The sequence below is a fragment of the Paraburkholderia phenazinium genome (assembly GCF_900141745.1).
GTDB lineage: Bacteria > Pseudomonadota > Gammaproteobacteria > Burkholderiales > Burkholderiaceae > Paraburkholderia > Paraburkholderia phenazinium_B.
The window spans coordinates 3403354-3422903 of record NZ_FSRM01000001.1 but is presented as its reverse complement, the minus strand read 5'-3'; the positions used below and the strand labels follow the sequence as shown (position 1 = coordinate 3422903).

General features: G+C 63.3%; 16 protein-coding genes. 9 read left to right on the top strand and 7 right to left on the bottom strand.

The window, feature by feature from the left end:
• Positions 1-74 precede the first annotated feature (74 nt).
• The 4 genes from BUS06_RS15395 to glgC form a co-directional block, all read right to left on the bottom strand.
• The gene (locus BUS06_RS15395) at positions 75-536 is read right to left on the bottom strand and encodes a hypothetical protein (RefSeq protein ID WP_074265051.1); all 462 of its coding nucleotides are present in this window, start codon (positions 534-536) and stop codon (positions 75-77) included.
• A 140-nt stretch (positions 537-676) separates the two neighbouring features.
• Positions 677-1540, bottom strand: coding sequence for a pyridoxal kinase PdxY (pdxY, locus tag BUS06_RS15390; protein ID WP_074265050.1), 864 nt, complete (start codon positions 1538-1540; stop codon positions 677-679).
• A gap of 119 nt (positions 1541-1659) precedes the next feature.
• Positions 1660-3126, bottom strand: a complete 1467-nt coding sequence (gene glgA, locus BUS06_RS15385) for a glycogen synthase GlgA (protein WP_074265049.1) — start codon at positions 3124-3126, stop codon at positions 1660-1662.
• Between the two features lie 95 nt (positions 3127-3221).
• On the bottom strand, positions 3222-4493 hold the full coding sequence (gene glgC / locus BUS06_RS15380) for a glucose-1-phosphate adenylyltransferase (RefSeq protein ID WP_074265048.1): 1272 nt from the start codon (positions 4491-4493) through the stop codon (positions 3222-3224).
• Between the two features lie 490 nt (positions 4494-4983).
• On the opposite strand from glgC, the gene BUS06_RS15375 reads away from it, so the two are divergent.
• Entirely contained in the window at positions 4984-6051 is a 1068-nt protein-coding gene (locus tag BUS06_RS15375) for an alpha/beta fold hydrolase (RefSeq protein WP_254368849.1), read from the top strand.
• 32 nt (positions 6052-6083) lie between these two features.
• Here BUS06_RS15375 and BUS06_RS15370 read toward each other — a convergent pair whose 3' ends face one another.
• The gene (locus BUS06_RS15370; protein ID WP_074266110.1) at positions 6084-7079 is read right to left on the bottom strand and encodes an LLM class flavin-dependent oxidoreductase; all 996 of its coding nucleotides are present in this window, start codon (positions 7077-7079) and stop codon (positions 6084-6086) included.
• Between the two features lie 1037 nt (positions 7080-8116).
• Between BUS06_RS15370 and hpnI the strand changes: the two genes are divergently transcribed.
• From hpnI to BUS06_RS15350, 4 genes are all read left to right on the top strand, one after another.
• A complete protein-coding gene (gene hpnI / locus BUS06_RS15365; RefSeq protein WP_074265046.1) occupies positions 8117-9343 on the top strand; it encodes a bacteriohopanetetrol glucosamine biosynthesis glycosyltransferase HpnI in 1227 nt (408 codons plus the stop codon).
• A 126-nt stretch (positions 9344-9469) separates the two neighbouring features.
• Complete coding sequence (gene hpnJ / locus BUS06_RS15360) at positions 9470-10891, top strand: hopanoid biosynthesis associated radical SAM protein HpnJ (protein ID WP_074265045.1); 1422 nt, start codon at positions 9470-9472, stop codon at positions 10889-10891.
• On the top strand, positions 10891-11754 hold the full coding sequence (gene hpnK, locus BUS06_RS15355; RefSeq protein ID WP_074265044.1) for a hopanoid biosynthesis-associated protein HpnK: 864 nt from the start codon (positions 10891-10893) through the stop codon (positions 11752-11754). Before hpnJ ends, hpnK begins: the two co-directional genes overlap by 1 nt.
• On the top strand, positions 11751-12743 hold the full coding sequence (locus tag BUS06_RS15350) for a lysylphosphatidylglycerol synthase domain-containing protein (protein ID WP_074265043.1): 993 nt from the start codon (positions 11751-11753) through the stop codon (positions 12741-12743). The genes hpnK and BUS06_RS15350 overlap by 4 nt, the downstream gene beginning before the upstream one ends.
• Positions 12744-12919: 176 nt before the next feature.
• Here the strand turns inward: BUS06_RS15350 and BUS06_RS15345 are convergent, their stop codons facing one another.
• Positions 12920-13888 (bottom strand): ABC transporter substrate-binding protein, encoded by a 969-nt coding sequence (locus tag BUS06_RS15345; RefSeq protein ID WP_074265042.1) that lies wholly within the window; start codon positions 13886-13888, stop codon positions 12920-12922.
• Positions 13889-14192: 304 nt separating this feature from the next.
• Here BUS06_RS15345 and BUS06_RS15340 point away from each other — a divergent pair, with 304 nt between their 5' ends.
• The 4 genes from BUS06_RS15340 (at position 14193) to BUS06_RS15325 (ending at position 18518) form a co-directional block, all read left to right on the top strand.
• On the top strand, positions 14193-15272 hold the full coding sequence (locus BUS06_RS15340; RefSeq protein WP_074265041.1) for an LLM class flavin-dependent oxidoreductase: 1080 nt from the start codon (positions 14193-14195) through the stop codon (positions 15270-15272).
• An 11-nt stretch (positions 15273-15283) separates the two neighbouring features.
• Positions 15284-16111 carry a class II aldolase/adducin family protein gene (locus BUS06_RS15335; RefSeq protein ID WP_074265040.1) on the top strand — a complete coding sequence of 276 codons (828 nt, stop codon included), beginning with the start codon at positions 15284-15286 and terminating at the stop codon, positions 16109-16111.
• 200 nt (positions 16112-16311) lie between these two features.
• Entirely contained in the window at positions 16312-16920 is a 609-nt protein-coding gene (locus BUS06_RS15330) for a cysteine dioxygenase family protein (protein ID WP_074265039.1), read from the top strand.
• Positions 16917-18518 (top strand): rhodanese-related sulfurtransferase, encoded by a 1602-nt coding sequence (locus tag BUS06_RS15325; protein WP_074265038.1) that lies wholly within the window; start codon positions 16917-16919, stop codon positions 18516-18518. The genes BUS06_RS15330 and BUS06_RS15325 overlap by 4 nt, the downstream gene beginning before the upstream one ends.
• Positions 18519-18612: 94 nt before the next feature.
• Here the strand turns inward: BUS06_RS15325 and BUS06_RS15320 are convergent, their stop codons facing one another.
• Entirely contained in the window at positions 18613-19527 is a 915-nt protein-coding gene (locus tag BUS06_RS15320; RefSeq protein WP_074265037.1) for a LysR family transcriptional regulator, read from the bottom strand.
• Between the last annotated feature and the right edge of the window lie 23 nt (positions 19528-19550).

The following is a 19550-nucleotide window of genomic DNA, read 5'->3' as shown; positions in this document are numbered from 1 at the left end:
TTGATGCGTGCGGATGCCGGCACACGTGAGGCGGGCGGCGCGGCTGCGCCGGCCCGGTGGGAAGGGGCTTGTTGTTACTGTTCGCCCTGCAGGCGCAGCACTTCTTCGCGCAGGCGCATCAACGGTTCTTTGGTGTCGTCGTCGGCCCAGGTTTCGAGATCGTCGATGGCGCGCTGGCAGCCGTCGAGGATCAGATCGAGGTCGATCGGCACGCCGTTGTTGAGCGCGAACTGGATCGTCTCCGCAAACTGCTGGCACTCGTCTTCGCCGTACGAGATATCGAGGTTGTCGGCGATCACTTCGGCGATGTTGCTGCGCGCCTTGTCGTCGGGCGCGACCAGATCGATGATGCCGCGTGCCACCGCCGGCGAATAGTAGAGCGCGATATCGAGCCACTGCGTCGGATCGAAATCGGCCTCGTCGAACTGCTTCTCGAAGTACTCGATTGCTTCCTGTTCGTGCGCTTCGTCGGCGTCGACGCTAATGCACAATTCCTCGAAATATTCTTCCCGCTCGCTGCGGATATGACCGTCCATCTGTGCCTCGCTTGCCTGTAGCGGGTGCTTGAAAAGAGTTGCGTGCACCACGCGGCACGCATTATAGGACGAGCGGCTGACAATGCCGGGTCAGCAGTCGTTGCGCGAAACCTTGAGGCACGGCGGGTTCGTTGCGCGGGTTACACCGTTTCGACCGTCCAGGCATCGAACCACTCGTGTGGTTGCGCGATTTCATTTTGCGCGGCGACCAGTTCCAGTTCGTAGCGGCCTGCCTGCCAGGTGGCCTTGACGACCGCATTCACGGCGGCGAGCGTATGTTCGAAGGCCACCCGCAGCGGGTCGCCGAGCAGCGTGCGGGCGACGAACACCGCGCTCGTCAGGTCGCCCACGCCGACAGGCTGACGGGCAAACGGGTAGAGCGGCCGCTGCCCCATCCATGCTTCAGTGGGCGTGACCACCAGCATGTTGAAACGGTCGGCGGGGCTGTTGCGGTCGAGCAGGTGCTTGACCAGCACGAGCTTCGGGCCGCGCTGGATGATCTCGCGGCACGCCTCGACCGCCTCTTCCATGGTCTCGATCTCCCGCCCCACGAGACGCTGCAATTCGCTGTGGTTCGGCGCCATGGCGTCAGCCACCTCGGGCATGGAGCGCACGAGGAATTCCTGAATCCCAGGCTCGACCTTGCAGCCGGTCGTGTTGCCCATCACCGGATCGCAGAAATACCAGGCGCGCGGATTGGCCGCCTTCACGGCCTTGACGATTTCGATCACCGCCTGGGCCTGATCGGGGGCGCCGAGAAAGCCGGATAGCACCGCGTCGCAGCGCGGTAGCACGCCAATCGCGCCGATGCCGTCGAGCAGATCCTGCATCTGCGAGCCGTCGATCGCGCTGCCGGTCCAGTGACCGTATTGCGTGTGATTCGAGAACTGCACGGTGTTGAGCGGCCAGACATTCACGCCGAGGCGGCGCATGGGAAATACCGCCGCGCTGTTGCCGGCGTGCCCAAAAACGACATGCGACTGGATGCTCAGGACGTTTTTCATGATGTGTCGAGTGGCGCACCGTGCGCCGATCAATCAACAATACATGAGTTTTCGCAGGGCCGGCATGATCCGTCCCCGTGGTGTTGCGTCAAGCCATCATTGGATGGGCGGGGAGCGGGTCAGGGCACCGCCAGTTCGCGGTACAGCGCCAGGTAGCGTTGCGCCGAAGCGCCCCAACCGAAGTCCTGGCGCATGGCGCGCCGCTGGGTCGCCCTCCACTCCGTGGAGCGCGCGTGCAGCGCAAAGGCGCGGCGGATCGCGGCGCCGAGCGCGTCCGGCTCGAAGCGTTCGAAGACGAAGCCGGTGGCGAGATCGTCGGCGAGATTTTCCAGCGATGCGTCGACCACCGTGTCGGCGAGGCCACCGACGCGATGCACGAGCGGCAGCGAGCCATAAGCGAGCGCATAGAGCTGCGTGAGGCCGCACGGCTCGAAGCGTGACGGCACGGCTACCACGTCGCTGCCGGCGATGATCGCGTGCGCGAGCGACTCGTCGAAGCCGAGTTCGACCGCCACCGAATCCGGATGGGAATGGGCCACGCGCTGCAGGCCTTTCTCGAGTGCGGCATCGCCGGTGCCGAATACGACCAGCTGTCCGCCTCGCCTGACGATCTCCGGCAGCGCGGCGAGCAGCAGATCGAGGCCCTTCTGTTCGGTGAGACGGCTCACCACGCCGAACAGCAGCGCATCGCTTTTGCCGGCCAGACCGAAACGCTTTTGCAGCGCGGCCTTGCAGGCGTGCTTGCCCGACAGCAACGTCGAGGTGTAGTGCTCGGGGAGCAGGGTATCGGTCGCCGGGTTCCATACCGTGTAGTCGACGCCGTTGAGGATCCCGGACAGATCGTGCGAACGGTTGCGCAGCAGCCCGTCGAGACCGCCGCCCTGGGCGAGCGTCTGGATTTCGCGCGCGTAGGTGGGGCTCACGGTGGTGATGCGGTTGCTATAGAACAGGCCTGCTTTCAGAAACGACATCTGCCCGTAGAACTCGATGCCTTGCATATGGAAGAAGTCGGCCGGCAACCCAAGCTGGCCGAACAGATGAGCCGGAAACACGCCCTGATAGGCCAGGTTATGCACCGTGAATACGCTGCGTGCGAAGGCCCGGCCGTGTTGACGCTCGGCCGCTCGCAGGTAAGCGGGAGCGAGGCCCGCGTGCCAGTCGTGTGCGTGGACGATCTGTGGCGCCCACTCCGGATCGAGATGCTGCGCCAGTTGCGCTGCGACCCAGCCGAGCAGTGCGAAGCGCTGGGCGTTGTCGCCGTACGGCACGTGTTCCGCGTCGAGGTAGGGGTTGCCCGGGCGGTTGTAGAGCGTGTCGGCGCGGATCACGTAGACCACGAGGCCGTTGGCCGGCAGCGTGCCCTGTTCCAGCGTCACGTTCGGCGAGTCGAACCGGCGGCCCAGTTGGGCCACCGGGCGCAGATCGGTGAGGCCCGCCACCACCGATGGAAAGCCCGGCAACAGCACCCTCGCATCGGCACCGAGCTCGATCAACGCCGAGGGAAGGGCGCCCGCCACATCGGCAAGACCGCCTGTCTTCAGGAGGGGATACAGCTCGCTTGCGACGTGCAGGGCGCGAATCGTCATGGGCAGGTTTCCGGTTATGGCGCGTGTTGGTTCGGGTTTGCAGGTTACCGGCCCGGCTGCGCGGTTCGACGACTGGGTTGCCCCACCGCGCAATCCTACTGCGCCGGCTTCTGGCCGCGTAGCGCATCCGGCGTCACGAGCACGATGCCGGTTTCGGTGCGGTAGAAGCGCTCGGCGTCCTGCACCGGATCTTCACCGATCACCGTGCCGTCCGGAATCGTACAGCCGCGGTCGATCACCACGCGGCGCAACCGGCAACTGTTGCCAATCGTGACCTGCGGCAACAAGACTGCCTCATTGATGTTACAGAAAGAATTCACAACCACATTCGACGACAGCACCGAGCGCGAAATCTGCGAACCGGAGATGACGCAGCCGCCGCACACGACCAGGTTGGTGGCCGAGCCCTGCAGGCCATTCATGTCGCGCACGAATTTGGCCGGCGGCAACTGCTGCTGTTGCGTCCAGATGGGCCAGTCGGGATCGTACAGGTCGAGCGTCGGGATCGTCGAGGCGAGGTCGAGATTGGCGGACCAGTAAGCGTCGACCGTGCCGACATCGCGCCAATACGGCTCGACGTTCGGATCCGAGGAGACGCACGACATGCTGAATGGATGGGCGATCGCATGCCCTTGCGTCACGACGCGCGGCAGGATGTCCTTGCCGAAGTCGTGGTCGGTGTCTTCGGTGGTGATGTTCTCGTCGAGCAGCGTGTACAGGTAGTCCGCGTTGAACACGTAGATGCCCATGCTGGCCAGCGCCATGTCGGGGCGCCCCGGCATCGCGGGAGGATCGGCAGGCTTTTCGACGAAGCCGGTCACGCGGCGGTTCTCATCCACGTGCATCACGCCGAAGGCCACCGCGTCCATGCGCGGCACCTCGATACAGCCCACCGTGCAGTCCGCGCCGCTCTCGACGTGGTCGCGGATCATGCGCGTGTAGTCCATCTTGTAGATGTGATCGCCGGCCAGCACGACGACGTATTTCGGCCGGATCGAACGGATGATGTCGAGGTTCTGGAACACGGCGTCCGCCGTGCCGCGGTACCAGTGACCACCTTCGACGCGTTGCTGCGCGGGCCACAGGTCGATGAACTCGTTGAACTCGCCGCGCAGGAAGCCCCAGCCGCGCTGCACATGCCGGATCAGCGAGTGCGCCTTGTACTGCGTGACGACCGCGATGCGGCGAATGCCCGAATTCAGACAATTGGACAGCGCGAAGTCGATGATCCGGTACTTGCCGCCGAAGTGCACGGCGGGTTTGACGCGTTTGTTGGTGAGCGGCCCGAGCCGCGTGCCGCGTCCGCCTGCGAGGACGATGGCCAGAGTGGCGCGTTGCAGATCGTTGAGGCTTGCCGGAGTTTCCATTTTTTGTCTCCATGTTTCGGGCGGCGTTCACGCTTTTGCGCTGACACCTGTCCCATGCAACGTGGTTGCTGATGTTGTACCCCGGTTGGATCTGCTGGTTTGTTTTTCTATTGATTCTGGTCCAGATATGCGCTGCTGTCGCCCTCCGATTGACAATTGTTTGCTATTTCTAGCACTGATCTACCGCCGGCGAATAGTCTGGATTATGTGGATGCCAAACTTATCGGTGTCCTGCGCAAGATCGCAGTCGAGGCTCGCGGTGTCCGTGCGGAACGGCGCATAGCGGTACGAATGGTGCGGCGCAATATGGGCGGCGCCGGGTTTCGGATGGCCGATGCGGGCGTCGGAGCAGGATTCGGATGGGGAACGTAGAATCGGCCACTCGATTGCAGGCCGCCAGGGGTTGAGCTGTGGGGGCGTTCGCGTCGAAGCTGATTTTGCTCAACCATTCTGCCGGAACCCATTGCGTATGAAAGTTAGTCGAACCTCTATGCTCGCCCTGTTCAGCGCCTGTGTGCTGACGGTGTGCGCCGCGTCCCACGTAGCGTGGGCCGAGGGCGATAGCGCCGCCAGCGGGCCTGCCACAGCAGGCGCTGCCGCGGGCAACGACGGTCCCGCCTACGGCCCCGAACTGCAAGGCTTCGACTATCCGGCGCCAGTCGAGCAATACGACTTCACTTCGCAAGGCGTTGCCTTGCATATGGCGTATATGGACATCAAGCCAGTGCATCCCAACGGCCGGACGGCGGTGTTGCTCCATGGCAAGAACTTTTGCGCGGCCACCTGGGAGCCGACCATCCAGCGTCTGAGCGATGCCGGCTACCGGGTGATTGCGCCGGACCAGATCGGCTTCTGCAAGTCCAGCAAGCCCGAGCACTATCAGTACAGTTTCCAGCAACTGGCGCGCAATACGCATGCGCTGCTCGACGCGCTCGGCGTGAGCCGCGTCACGATGATCGGCCATTCGACCGGCGGCATGCTCGCGATCCGCTATGCGCTGATGTATCCGCAAGAGACGCAGCAACTGGTGCTCGTCAATCCGATCGGCCTCGAGGACTGGAAAGCGAAAGGGGTGCCTTCGCTCTCCGTCGATCAATGGTACGAGCGTGAGCTGAAGACGACGGCCGACGGCATTCGCCGCTACGAACAGTCCACCTACTACGCGGGCCATTGGCGCGCCGACTACGAGCCGTGGGTGCAGATGCTGGCGGGCATGTACCGCGGGCCGGGCAAGCAGATCGTCGCTTGGAATTCGGCGCTGCTCTACGACATGATCTATACGCAGCCGGTGGTATATGAACTGGGCGAACTGCAGATGCCGACGTTGCTGATGATCGGCCAGAAGGACACGACGGCCATTGGCAAGGACGCTGCGCCGCCAGAGGTGCGGGCGCAGATCGGTCATTATCCGGAACTGGGCCGTCTCGCGGCGCGGACGATTCCGCATGCCACGCTCGTCGAGTTCGCGGACCTGGGGCACGCGCCGCAGATGCAGGACCCGCAGGCGTTTCATAAGGCGCTGCTCGACGGGCTGGCGGCGGTACCGGCGAATCAGTAAGGGGGTGAGCCGACCGCGCGGCCTCTTTTTACTTACTGACCGCCGGCAATCTCATCGCGCACCTGCGCGGCGATCTCGAACGAGTGCAACCGCGCGGCGTGATCGTAAATCTGCGCGGTCAGGATCAACTCATCCGCGCCGGTTTGCTCGATCACCGACAGCAGGCCTTCGCGAACGGTAGCCGGATCGCCGATCACCGAGCATGCGAGCGATTGCGCGACACTGTTCAGTTCCATCTCCGCCGCTTCGATCCGGTCCACCGGCGGTTGCAGCTGCCCAGGCGTGCCGCGGCGCAGATTTACAAACTGCTGCTGCAGCGAAGTGAACAGGCGATAGGCCGCTTCGTTGGTGTCGGCCGCGAACAGGTTCACGCCAACCATCGCATAGGGTTTGTCGAGCGCCGCCGAGGGGCGGAACTGCGCGCGATACAAGCGCAGCGCGGTCAGCATATGGTCCGGCGCGAAGTGCGACGCGAACGCAAACGGCAGACCGAGCGCCGCGGCCAGTTGCGCGCTAAAAAGCGACGAGCCGAGCAGCCACAGCGGCACATGCAGCCCCGCGCCTGGTACTGCTCGCACGCGCTGACCGGGCACCGGATCCGCGAAGTAGCGCTGCAGTTCGACCACATCGTCCGGGAACGTGTCGGCGCTACCGTGCAACTCGCGACGCAAGGCGCGCGAGGTGGTCTGATCGGTGCCGGGCGCGCGGCCCAGACCCAGATCGATCCGCCCCGGGTAGAGCGATGCGAGCGTGCCGAACTGTTCGGCGATCACTAGCGGCGCATGGTTGGGCAGCATCACGCCACCCGAGCCGACGCGTATCGTTTTGGTCCCACCGGCCACATGGCCGATCACTACCGACGTCGCGGCGCTGGCGATGCCGGTCATATTGTGATGCTCGGCGAGCCAGAAGCGCCGGTATCCCCATTGTTCCGCGTGCTGGGCGAGATCGAGCGTGTTGGCGAAGGCCTGCGCCGCGCTCGCGCCGGCGGTGATAGGAGAGAGGTCGAGGACCGAGAAAGGGATCATGGCAAGTTCGTCCGAAGCCGTGCGTCGCGCGGCTCGCGCGGAGCGATGTGCTCGCACGCCTGTAAGTCCGTCGACAGCAAAGGCAAAGATCGATTGTGCCAAAGCGCTTCGATTCCCGCTGACGCGGTGAACAAGTCCACACCGCCGACAGGGTGAGGGTGTCGTTGTGGTGAATCGTGCGGTGTCTGCGTGTGACGTCGCACAGATCGCAGGTCCGGCTGGGGCTAGCGTGAGATGGCTGCTGCACAGCAGATGCACGGCGCACCGTCGGTGCGCCGGACCACGCATCCGTGCTGCGCTGCGGCAGGCGGCGATCGTGATGCCAGCCGGTTCGTTGCGTCACGCGTAGGTCGGCTACGCAAAGTACCTCCGGACGCAGCGGACCGGCCGGGTCATCGGACCCTGGCCTGCCGTCGGTCGCATGCGCCACGCACCATTTGTTCAGACCAGTCGAATGAGGCAAGCCAGTGCAATTCGCCTCATTGAGCAGATCATTATCTGAAAGTACCGCGCGTATCCCCAGAATGCCGCGATTATTGTCAGTCAAATAACACAGCTTTATAAAACTGTAAAAGATCCCTGCTAGTCCTGTAAAAGGCGGTTTAGAGCGAACGGCGGTAATGAAGCAAGTTTTCACGGGGACTGCTACAATTTTTCCGACCATGAACGTGCAGGCGATTGCCTTTCAAAGGCCGGACACCGGGCTGTCAGCCTTGCTGGTCATGGTTTTGTACGCCCGTAGGTTTGATCTCTGCGGTCGCTGACAGAAGCGCAACCAGAGCGGTCGGTCATTATTGACCGATAGATCTCTGTCTATTCGCTTTCGATTATCTGTCATAAAGCCGATCAAGTATTACGGGAAATTACAGTAAAGCATTCGCACACGTTGCTTCGACAATGCGGCTCATTCCGATGCCAATTGTTCCGACGCAGGCAGAAGGAGTTCCGATCTTGCGAGCGAGCGTATCCATGCATCTTTTGTCGATTTGTCCTGCTATCGCCGGGTTGCGTGCTACCGGCAGCGGGAGAGGTGGCCAATGACGGTGCATTCGCTATCTGGTCTGGAGTGGCTGCTGGTTCTGACGTGCTGTGCCGCCACGGTGTATGCCGGTGTTGCCGCTGTCGCGATGCCGTTTTTTAGCAAGCGTGCTGCTGTGCGTCATGTGGGCTGGAGTTCCGTCAGCGTGCTCAAACCGCTGTGCGGGACCGAGCCGCGTCTGTACGAAAACCTGGTGACGTTTTGCGAGCAGGCGCATCCCTGCTTTCAGTTACTGTGCGGGGTTTCGTCGCCGGTCGACCCGGCCATCGGCGTAGTGCGGCGGCTGCAGGCGGCGTATCCGCATTGCGACATCGAACTCGTGATCGATTCGCGCGTGCACGGCAGCAACCTGAAGGTCAGCAACCTCATCAACATGGCGCAGCGTGCGCGCCATGACATCATTGTGCTTGCCGATAGCGACATCGCCGTTGAACCGGACTACCTCGACACCGTCACCGCGCCGCTCGCCGACCCCGACACGGGCGTCGTCACCTGCCTGTACCGGGCGCAGAGCGTGGGTGGCTTCTGGCCGAGGGTGGGGGCGCTGTTCATCAACGAATGGTTTGCGCCGTCGGTGCGCGTCGCGCATGCGGGTGGCTCGCGCCGTTTCGGCTTCGGTGCGACGCTGGCGTTGCGACGCACGACGCTCGAGAACATCGGCGGCTTCGAGACCCTCAAGGATTGCCTGGCCGACGACTACTGGCTCGCCGAACATGCACGCGCGCTTGGGTTGAATACGGTGCTTTCGTCGGTGATGGTCGCCACTGACGTGATCGAGCCCACTTTCACCACCTTGTGGCTGCGCGAATTGCGCTGGTTGCGTACGATCCGCTCGGTGAATCGCTCGGGGTTCGCCTCGCTGATCATTACGTTTACGACGCCGTGGCTGCTGGTCAGCGCGCTGCTGGCGGTCGGGCTGGGTAATGGACTGATCGATGGAACTACTGGCGGGGCGGGCACTCATCCATTGATGGCGCTGACGCTGTCGATCAGTGCGGCAACCGGCCTGTTCGCGCGCGTGCTGTTGCATGCCCGCAGCGCTCGCATTTCGCGCACCTTCTGGCGCGATCTGCCGCTCGTGCCGCTGCGCGACACGCTGCTCGCCTTGCAATGGCTCGGCGCGGTGTTCGGCTCGCATGTCGTCTGGCGCGGCGCGCGGATGTCGGTCGTCAATCGCGTGGCGCAGACGCGTGCGTCGATTGTGGAACTCTCCGATCGTGGATGAAAACGTCTGCGGATTGGGCACCTGGTGCGGCGTCACGCTGGTGTTGTGGCGCTGCGGCGGTAGAACAGTATCATCGGCTTTAACGACTTTCCAGAAATCAGAATCAAGGCAGATAGCGGAGCACATATGAAGACGCTGTTTTTGCAGGCCCCGTCGTATGACGGTTTCGATGGCGGCGCGGGGTCGCGCTATCAGGCGAAGCGTGAGATCCGTTCGTTCTGGTATCCGACATGGCTCGCGCAGCCCGCGGCGCTGGTGCCGGATAGCCGCGTGCTCGACGCGCCGGCGGATGGTCTCTCGGTGGAGGCTTCGCTCGATATCGCGCAGCAGTATGACCTCGTCATCATTCATACGAGTACACCGTCGTTTCCAACGGATGCGATGTTTGCGCAGGATCTGAAGAAGCGCAAACCGTCGGTGATGATCGGCATGGTGGGCGCAAAGGTCGCCGTCGATCCGCACAACTCGTTGACCGCAAGCGAAGCGATCGATTTCGTCTGCCGTGAAGAATTCGATTTCACCTGCCAGGAAGTGGCGGCGGGCAAACCGCTTGCGCAGATCCAGGGCTTGAGCTATCGCGCTGCGGACGGTTCGATCGAGCACAACGAGGCGCGCCCGATCCTCGAGAACATGGATGAGCTACCGTTTGTAGCACCTGTCTACAAGCGCGACCTGAAAATCGAAAACTACTTCATCGGCTATCTGAAGCATCCGTACGTGTCGATCTACACGGGCCGCGGCTGCCGCTCGAAGTGCACCTTCTGCCTGTGGCCGCAAACGGTGGGCGGTCACCGCTACCGCACGCGCTCGGTAGAGAACGTGCTCGAAGAAGTGAAGTGGATCCGCGACAACATGCCTGAAGTCAAGGAGATCATGTTCGACGACGACACCTTCACCGACTTCAAGCCACGTGTCGAAGAGATCGCACGCGGGCTGGGCAAGCTCGGCGTGACATGGTCCTGCAACGCAAAGGCCAACGTGCCGTATGCGACGCTGAAGATCATGAAGGAAAACGGCCTGCGTCTGCTGCTGGTGGGCTATGAATCGGGCGACGACCAGATCCTGCTGAACATCAAGAAGGGCCTGCGCACGGATATCGCACGACGCTTCAGCGAAGACTGCCGCAAGCTCGACATCAAGATTCACGGCACTTTTATCCTGGGGCTGCCGGGCGAGACGCAGGAGACGATCGAAAAGACGATCGAGTACGCAAAGGAAATCAACCCGCACACGATCCAGGTGTCGCTCGCGGCACCTTATCCGGGAACGACGCTCTACAACCAGGCGGTGGAAAACGGCTGGCTGCAGGAGAACAAGGTGATCAACCTGGTGAGCAAGGAAGGGGTGCAGCTCGCGGCGATCGGCTATCCGCATCTGTCGCGTGAAGAGATCTATCACCATGTCGAGAGCTTCTACAAGCGCTTCTATTTCCGGCCCTCGAAGATCTGGGAGATCGTGCGCGAGATGCTGCTGAGCTGGGACATGATGAAGCGGCGTCTGCGCGAAGGCGTGGAGTTTTTCCGCTTCCTGCGCGCTCACGAAGCGTGATGGCGTACGAGGCTCGGCTTTCGCAGCGCACGCTGATCTTCACTGCGGACGATTTCGGTTTGCACGAACGGGTCAACGAGGCAGTCGAGCGTGCGCATCTGTACGGTGTGCTGACGGCAGCGAGCCTGATGGTCGCCGCGCCGGCCGCGCGCGATGCGCTCGCGCGCGTGCGGCGGCTGCCGGAATTGCGGGTCGGCCTGCATCTGGTGCTGGCCGATGGCGCGGCGCTCCTGCCGCGCGAGGCGATTCCGGCGCTGGTCGGTCCGGAGGGCCGTTTCGGCGACGATATGGTGCGCGACGGCTTTCGATTTTTCTGTCTACCGTCCGTGCGCAAGCAACTCGCACTGGAAATCCGCGCGCAGTTCGAAGCATTCGCGAAGACCGGGCTGCCGCTCGATCACGTCAATACCCATAAGCACTTCCATCTGCATCCGACGGTGCTCGGGCTGATCCTCGAAATTGGCCCCGACTACGGCATGCGTGCGGTGCGTCTGCCATACGAATCCAACGAACCGCTGTGGCTTAAACCGTGGATTGGCCTGGTGCGGGACCGCCTCGATCATGCCGGTATCGCGCACAACGACTATGTGGTCGGCATCTCCAGGACGGGGCAGATGACCGAGGGTGTCCTGCTCGATGCGTTGGCGCGCTTGCCGGACGGCGTGGGCGAGATCTATTGCCATCCGGCCACGGCGGGTGAGGGCGCGTTGAGCGCCGGCATGCGCGACTATCGGCATGCGGACGAATTGGCCGCGTTGCTGTCGCCGCGCGTGGCGGCGGCTATCGAGGCGGCCGGGGCGACGCGCGGCGGCTTTGCCGACGTGTTCGGCGAGTGGCATCGCCGCGGTGCGCAAGCGTCATGAAGCGCCTGCAATGGGCCGGTTTGCCGATCGGGATCGCGATCCTGATTGGGCTCGTGCTGCACGAGGGTGTCGGCGGTCTGATTCAGATCATTGGGCAAGCGGGGTTTGCGTTGCTGTGGCTTGTGCCGTTTCATGCACTGCCGTTGTTGCTCGATGCGTATGCGTGGCATCTGTTGCTGGGTAAGCGGGCATCGCTGATATTTCTTTGGTGGGTGGCGACGGTTCGTGAAGCCGTGAGCCGCTTGTTGCCCGCAGCGGGGATTGGCGGGGAGATTGTCGGGATTCGGCTTGCCGCCTGGCGTGTGAACGATCTGAGCGGAGTCAGTGCCTCAGTTGTCGTCGAGGTCATGGTGACCATGGCCGTGCAGTATGTTTATTCGGCGCTCGGGCTGGTGTTGATCGTGGCGGCTACGCATCAGGCTGGGGTCGTGCGCACGATTGGAATGGCTTTGCTTCTGTCGTTGCCTTTGCCTGTTATCGCTGTGGTCCTCATTAGGCGGGGCGGGGTTTTTTATGCCATCGAGCGGTGGGCTGGGAGGTTGTTAGGCTCCACGGGTTCGCTCCTGCCGGCGGTCGATGGGCGCCAGCTTGATGCCGATATCGATGCGCTTTTGTCTCGCAGCGGGCTTTTACTGAGGGCGTTTCTCTGGCAACTGAGTGGGTATCTGCTTGGCGCGCTTGAGACTTATTGGGCTTTAGCGTTACTGGGGCATCCTGTTTCTTTGAGCGGGGCTTTGGCTATTGAAGGCCTCACTCAGGCTGTCAGGCATGCTGCGTTTTTTGTTCCCGCTGGGGTGGGGGTGCAGGACGCGGCGGTTGTACTGCTTGCGCAATTGTTTGGGGTCGATCGGGACGTTGCGCTTTCTTTAGCTCTCGTCAAGCGCATGCGCGAGGTTTTATTTGGGTGTGCCGCGCTTCTCTCATGGCAAGGGGGTGAGGTTTTCCGCCGTTTGGGCGGGCCTTCTTCCGTTGTCAAGGGCAGGGTTTGAAGGGACGTCCGGCACGCCGCCAACGAGGCCAGGAGCGAATACGGACGGGCGAGGCATACGTACATGCTGTTTCGTACCGGCAGCATCGTGGCAATCCTGGTTGGCGTGCCGGCTAGCCCATTGGCGCAATCAGACAGTGCCCAGCGAGGCCGCGGCACGAACATGCTCAAAAATCTCTAACCGAGGCCTTGCGCCGTGATCGCTCGCACATCCACCTTCGACGGCAGGATCTGTTGCTCGAACGCGCGGTCGGCGACCTTTTGCAGCGCTGCGATGTCCGCGTCGCTGACGGGCCGTTGCTGCAAGGCGGCGCGAGCGGTGATGACTCTCGCCGTCTCGATCGGGAGGCGCGTCACCGTCGCATACACCTGCGCGTACGCTTCAGGATGTCCGACGGCCCACGCGCCGGCGCGTCGAAAGCGTTGCAGCGCATCGCTCAACGCCGGGCGCTTCGCCTGGTCCGCGGCCGCTGCGCCCGAAGCGGTGATGAAGGCAAGTCCGGTGTTGATGCCGGAGCCGTCGCGTAATACGCGGCCTCCGCGCTGCACAGCGGTGCCGAAATACGGATCGAAGGTCGCCCATACTTCAAGCTGGCGCGCCTCGAACGCCGCAAAGGCGTCGACGGGCAGCACGAAGCGCACGTTCACGTCGTCACGCGTGAGTCCGGCTTCGGCCAGCGCGCCATACAACTGGTATTGCGAAATGCTGCCGCGCGCCGACGACACCACCACGGTCTTGCCTTTCAGATCGGCTACATGCCGTAGTGGCGAGTCGGCCTGGACGACGATCCCGAGCGAGGTCGGCGTTCCGACGCGGGTCGCGACAATCTTCAGCGACGGATCGCCGATTGCCGCCGCGAGCACCGGCAGATCGCCCGCGGGCGCGAGATCGACCGCGTTCGCGCGCTGCGCCTCGAAGAGCGGCGCAGCGCCCTGGAAGTTGGCCCAGCGAAACGCATAGGGTGTGCCGTCCAGCACGTGGGCCGCTTCGGCTAGCGCGCGCAGTCCGCCGGCCTGATCGCCAAATACCAGGGTGGGCTCTGCAGCCAGCGCATCCGTCGCAGCGAGCCACGCCGCAGCGGGAGCGAGACCCCAGGCGGCAAGGGTGTGCAGAATCCGGCGGCGGTCGGAGCGAAAAGCGGTCATCGGTGTAGTTCCACGAAGAGGAAAACGCAAACAGGAAGCGGAAGGAAGCCGCGGAAAAAGCGGCAAGCATGAATTGGCCGGGACAGTTCGCGGAACGGCCGGAACATGCTGTCGCGGAGGGAGGTTAGCAACCGCTTCGAGCCGTCACAAACATGCAATTGCGATATCTTTATCGGCTATCAATATTTAACGAACGCATGTTGCGGTGCTACCTTTGAGGCTTGCCTGACATCCCGTCCGGGGTGTCGCCGCCGGCCCGCGTTCAGCGCGTCCGGCGTTCTGTCGATCATCGGGGAGACGCATCGTGGCAGTCGAATTCATCGGCATGATCCAGACTCGCAAGGTCTCGGAAACGCACGCGCCGCAAGGCCCGTCAATAGATACCGGTTACGTGGAGCAGTTCGCACGGGCCCACGAGAACGCCGGCTTCGACCGCATCCTCGTTCCGCATCACTCGACCAGCCCCGACGCGCTGCTGACCGTCGCGCAGGCCGCGAGCGTGACAAGTCGCGTGCATTTCATGCTTGCTCACCGGCCCGGTTTTGTAGCGCCGACGCTAGCCGCGCGTCAGCTCGCGACGCTCGATCACTACTCGGGCGGCCGCCTTGCCGTGCACATCATCTCCGGCGGCGACGACGCCGAGCAACGCCGCGACGGCGATTACCTGTCGCACGACGAGCGCTACGCACGCACCGACGAGTACGTGTCGATCCTGCGCCGCATCTGGACCTCGGATACGCCGTTCGATCACGAGGGCAAGTACTACCGCTTCGAGCGCGGTTTCTCCGAAGTGAAGCCGGTGCAGCAACCGCATATTCCGGTGTATTTCGGCGGGGCCTCGGCACCCGCGCTTGAAATCGCCGGCCGGCATGCTGACGTCTACGCGCTGTGGGGCGAATCGAAGGCGCAGGTGCGCGAGCAGGTCACTCGGGTGCGCGCGGAAGCCGCGAAGCATGGCCGCACGGTGCGCTTCTCGGTATCGTTCCGGCCGATTCTGGCGGATACCGAAGCCGCGGCATGGGAACGCGCTGAGCATATTCTCGAAGAGACCAAGCGGTTGCGTGCCGCCCAGGGTCTGGGCGTAGGCGGCCCCGCGCAGAGCGAAGGTGCCCGCCGCTTGCTGGCGGCTTCAGGCGAGGCGGATCGAGTCGACGAGCGCTTGTGGACCGCGATCGCCAAGGAAATCGGCGGCCGTTCGAATTCGACGGCGCTGGTCGGCACACCGGAGCAGGTGGCCGACACGTTCGCGGAGTACTATGCGTTGGGTGTGACCACCTTCCTGATCCGCGGCTTCGACCCGCTTGAAGATGCGATCGACTATGGCCGCGCGCTGATTCCCGCCACGCGCGAGCGCATTGCTCGCAGCGAACGCGTGGCAGCCTGAACGGAGGAACAATGACCGATCTATCTCTGCCTGCTGTTCCCGCTACAGAAACGTCGACGTTGCAACGCCATGCGCCGCTGCGCAAATTCTGGTTCGATGAAGTGCCGCCGCGCGCGAGCGTCGCTGAGGAGCGCCGCTATCGGCAAGAGCGGCTCGCTGTCGCATTTCGCATTTTCGCGCGCTACGGTTTCGATCAAGGCCTTGCGGGTCACATCACGGCGCGCGATCCGGAATGGCCCGATCACTTCTGGGTCAATCCGTTCGGCAAGCATTTCAGCCGGATTCGCGTTTCCGACCTGCTGCTGGTGAATTCGCAAGGCGAGATCGTGGTGGGCGAGGGGCCCGTCAATCAGGCGGCTTTCGCGATTCATGCCGCGATTCATGAAGCACGGCCCGATGTCGTGGCCGCTGCGCACACGCACTCGCTGTATGGCAAGGCTTGGTCGACGCTTGGACGCACGCTCGATCCGCTCACGCAAGACTCGTGCTCGTTCTACCAGGACCACGCCCTGTTTGACGATTTTCGTGGTGTCGTGCTCGATACGGAAGAAGGGGCGCGCATTGCAACAGCGCTTGGCCCGAATCGCGCGGTCATTCTGAAGAACCACGGCATCCTGACCGCGGGACCGACCGTCGAGGCAGCGGCGTGGTGGTACATCGCACTCGACAATGCCTGTCACGCGCAATTGCTCGCCGAGGCGGCTGGCAAGCCGCAACCTATCCCACACGACATTGCCACATTGACGCACGAGCAGGTGGGGCGAGCGGGTGGCGCATTGTTTGCATTCCAGAGCCTGCTGGAGGGTGTGGTCGCCAATGAGCCGGACGTGTTCGACTGAGGACAATCCGCTCAAGATGACAATGCCGTCTGCGCCGCCGGTGTCGCTGCGGCGCAGCGGCCCCATCCCGCTGCGGATGTGCGTACACTAGACCAGGTCGTCGTCAACCCGATCTCGAACCAGAACAGAGCGTCGCGCGGACCCTGAAGGCCGCCAGCGCCGCCGCACCTTTTCTCGACCCTCATTTTTTCCATTACGTCATGAGCCAGATCTTGCGGCTTGACCGCTTGCGCACATTTGTCGAGCGGATCGCATCGTTACTCGACGATGCTCTCCCCGAAGCCAGTCTGCTGGAAGCGGGCGGCGCCGCGCTGCGTGAACTGGTTGCGCACGACGACTGGTTGCCCGACGCGTACGCGCGTCCAGACCCCGAGCGCTATCAGCAATTCCTTCTGCACGCGGATGCTCGTCAGCGCTTCTCTGTGGTGAGTTTTGTCTGGGGGCCAGGACAGGCCACGCCGGTTCACGACCACACCGTTTGGGGCCTGATTGGTGTCTTGCGTGGTGCGGAAATCGCACAGCCATATTGTCTCGACGAAAGCGGCACGGTGATTGCTTCTGATGGGGCAAGGCGGCTCGAAACTGGTGCCGTCGATGCGGTCTCGCCGCGCATTGGCGACATTCATCGGGTTAGCAATGCATACGACGACCGCGTGTCGGTCAGCATTCACGTTTATGGTGCAAATATCGGGGCGGTGTCGCGCTCGGTTTACCCCGGGGAGGGTGGCCGCAAGACATTTATCTCCGGTTATTCCAACGACGTGTTGCCGAATATCTGGAATGTATCGAAGGAGATCGCAATCTCATGACCATTGAGACTGAATTCCGTAGCCGTTCATTCGAAGACGTGCGCCGCGCATTACTCGAGCGCCGCGAAATCGCATTGCTCGACGTACGCGAGGAAGATCCGCATGCACGCAGCCATCCGCTGTTCGCCGCCAATCTTCCGTTATCGAAGCTTGAACTGGACGCGCCGTTGCGGTTGCCACGCCGCAGCGTGCCGATCGTGGTGTTCGACGATGGCGAAGGGCTCGCGGTGCGCGCGGCGCGCCGTTTCGTTGAACTGGGTTACACCGATGTCACATTGCTGGCCGGCGGTTTGCGCGGTTGGGCCGACGCAGGTGGCGAACTGTTTCAGGACGTCAACTCGGCGAGCAAGGCCTTTGGCGAACTGGTGGAAAGCGAACGGCATACACCGTCGCTCGAAGCGCCGCAATTGCAGGAACTGCTCGACAGCGACGCCGACGTGGTCGTGCTCGACGCGCGCCGCTTCGACGAGTATCAGACCATGAACATTCCCGGCAGCATCAGCGTGCCGGGTGCCGAACTGGTGCTGCGCGCGCGGCAACTCGCGCCGAACCCGTCGACGCAGATCGTTGTCAACTGCGCCGGACGCACGCGCAGCATCATTGGTGCGCAATCGCTGATCAATGCGGGCGTGCCCAATCCCATTGCGGCGTTACGTAACGGCACGATCGGCTGGACGCTCGCCGGGCAAACGCTGGCGCACGGCAGCACGAAGCGCTTCGATCCGGTCACCGTCGATTCGGTGCGGGTCGCTGCAGCGGCCTCGGCGCGCGCAGTGGCCGATCGCGCTGAAGTGGGCCGCACTTCGCGCGACGAAGCGCGTCGCTGGGCAGAGGAAGCCGTGCGCACGATCTATCGTTTCGACGTGCGTTCGCCGCAGGAGTACCAGGCGAGCCATGTGCCCGGATTTCGCAGCGCGCCTGGCGGGCAGCTTGTGCAGGAGACCGATATGTTCGCGCCGGTGCGCGGTGCCCGCGTGATTCTCGCGGACAGCGACGGCGTGCGCGCAAACATGACGGCCTCGTGGCTCGCGCAGATGAATGTCGAGGTGTACGTGGTCGATGGTCTGACGCCGGCCGATTTCACGGAAGAGGGCGCAGCGCCGGTCGCGCGCAACGCGGTGACGCCGCCTGTTGTCGACGAGATTTCGCCGACGGACCTCGCGATACTGCTGCGTGCGCCCGGCACCGTCGTGCTGGATTTCACGGCGAGCGCGAACTATGTAGCGCGGCATATTCCCGGTGCGTGGTTTGCGTTGCGCGGACAACTGGCGGATGCGCTGCCCAACTTGCCGGAAGCGCAACGCTATGTGGTGACCTGCGGGACCAGTGCGCTCGCACGCTTCGCTGCGCCGGAACTGGCCGAATTGACGGGCAAGCCGGTGCAGGTGCTGACGGGTGGGACGACGGCGTGGATCGCGGCGGGTCTGCCGCTCGAGAGCGGCGAGACGCATCTCGCGTCACCGCGCATCGATCGTTATCGTCGTCCTTACGAGGGCACGGATAACGCGCACGAAGCGATGCAGGCCTATCTGGACTGGGAGTACGGACTGGTCGCGCAACTGGCGCGCGATGGCACACATGGGTTTCACGTGATCTGAGCGGTAGCCCTTGCTGTTTTGAGGGTCGCGCAAGCCGGTCCAACGCGCACTGCATGCCGAAGCAGGCATGCGCGCGCGTTGGTTTGTCTTGTCCTCAGGCTGCCTGAGATTGCAGCCGTGCCGCCTTGAATTGCCGCTCGACGGCGGCGCCGAAACGCTCCACGGGCTGCTGCAGCTTGCCGAGCACGCGCGGATGCACGAGCCAGATATCGATCAGCGGCTTGAAGTCGCTCACGGTCACCACGTCCAGAGCGGCTGCGTAACGGCTCGTCTGTAGCAAGGGCAGCGGCACGAGCCCCAAGCCGTTGCCGTCGGCGACGAGCTGCAATTGCAGTTCGGTGCCGAGCGTCTCCATGTTCAGCTTCAGCGTGAGACCGAGACCGGTCAAGGCACGCAGCAGACCTTCGCGAAACCCGCAGCCATCCGGATTCAGCACCCAGCCGATCGCCTGACATTCCGCCAGCGTATGCGCGCGTTTTTTCAGCGTGCCATGCGGCGCCACGACGGCGAGTTTGACGCGTCCCAGCGAGCGCGCGGCGAGCGACTCGGCGAACGTCTTGTTGGCCGGGAGCAACATTGCCGCGGCATCGAGTTCGCCGGCTTCCACCCGTTGCAGCAACTGACTCCCCCAGCCGCTCGAGGCACGCGCCTGTAACTCGGGGTAGGCCGTGCGTAGTTCGCGCATGGCATCGGGCAACGCGATATCGGCGATCGTCTGCGCGACGCCCAGGCGCAGTGCGCCGACCGGCGGCGAATCGTTCGCGACCAACCCGCGCAGCACGTCCAGTTCGCGCTGGATGACGCGGCATTGTTCGTAGACGACGCGTCCGGTTGCGGTGGCTTTTAGCGGACGCGTATTGCGATCGAGCAGTTCGATGCCCAACGCTTCCTCGAAGTTTTGCAGCCGGCGCGTGATGGCCGGTTGCGTGAGGCCGAGTGTCTGCGCGGCCTGCTGCAGCGACTGGGCGCGGATGACGGCGACATAGGCGTCGATATCGTCGATCTTCATGTTGAGCGATGAGGTAAGGGCAA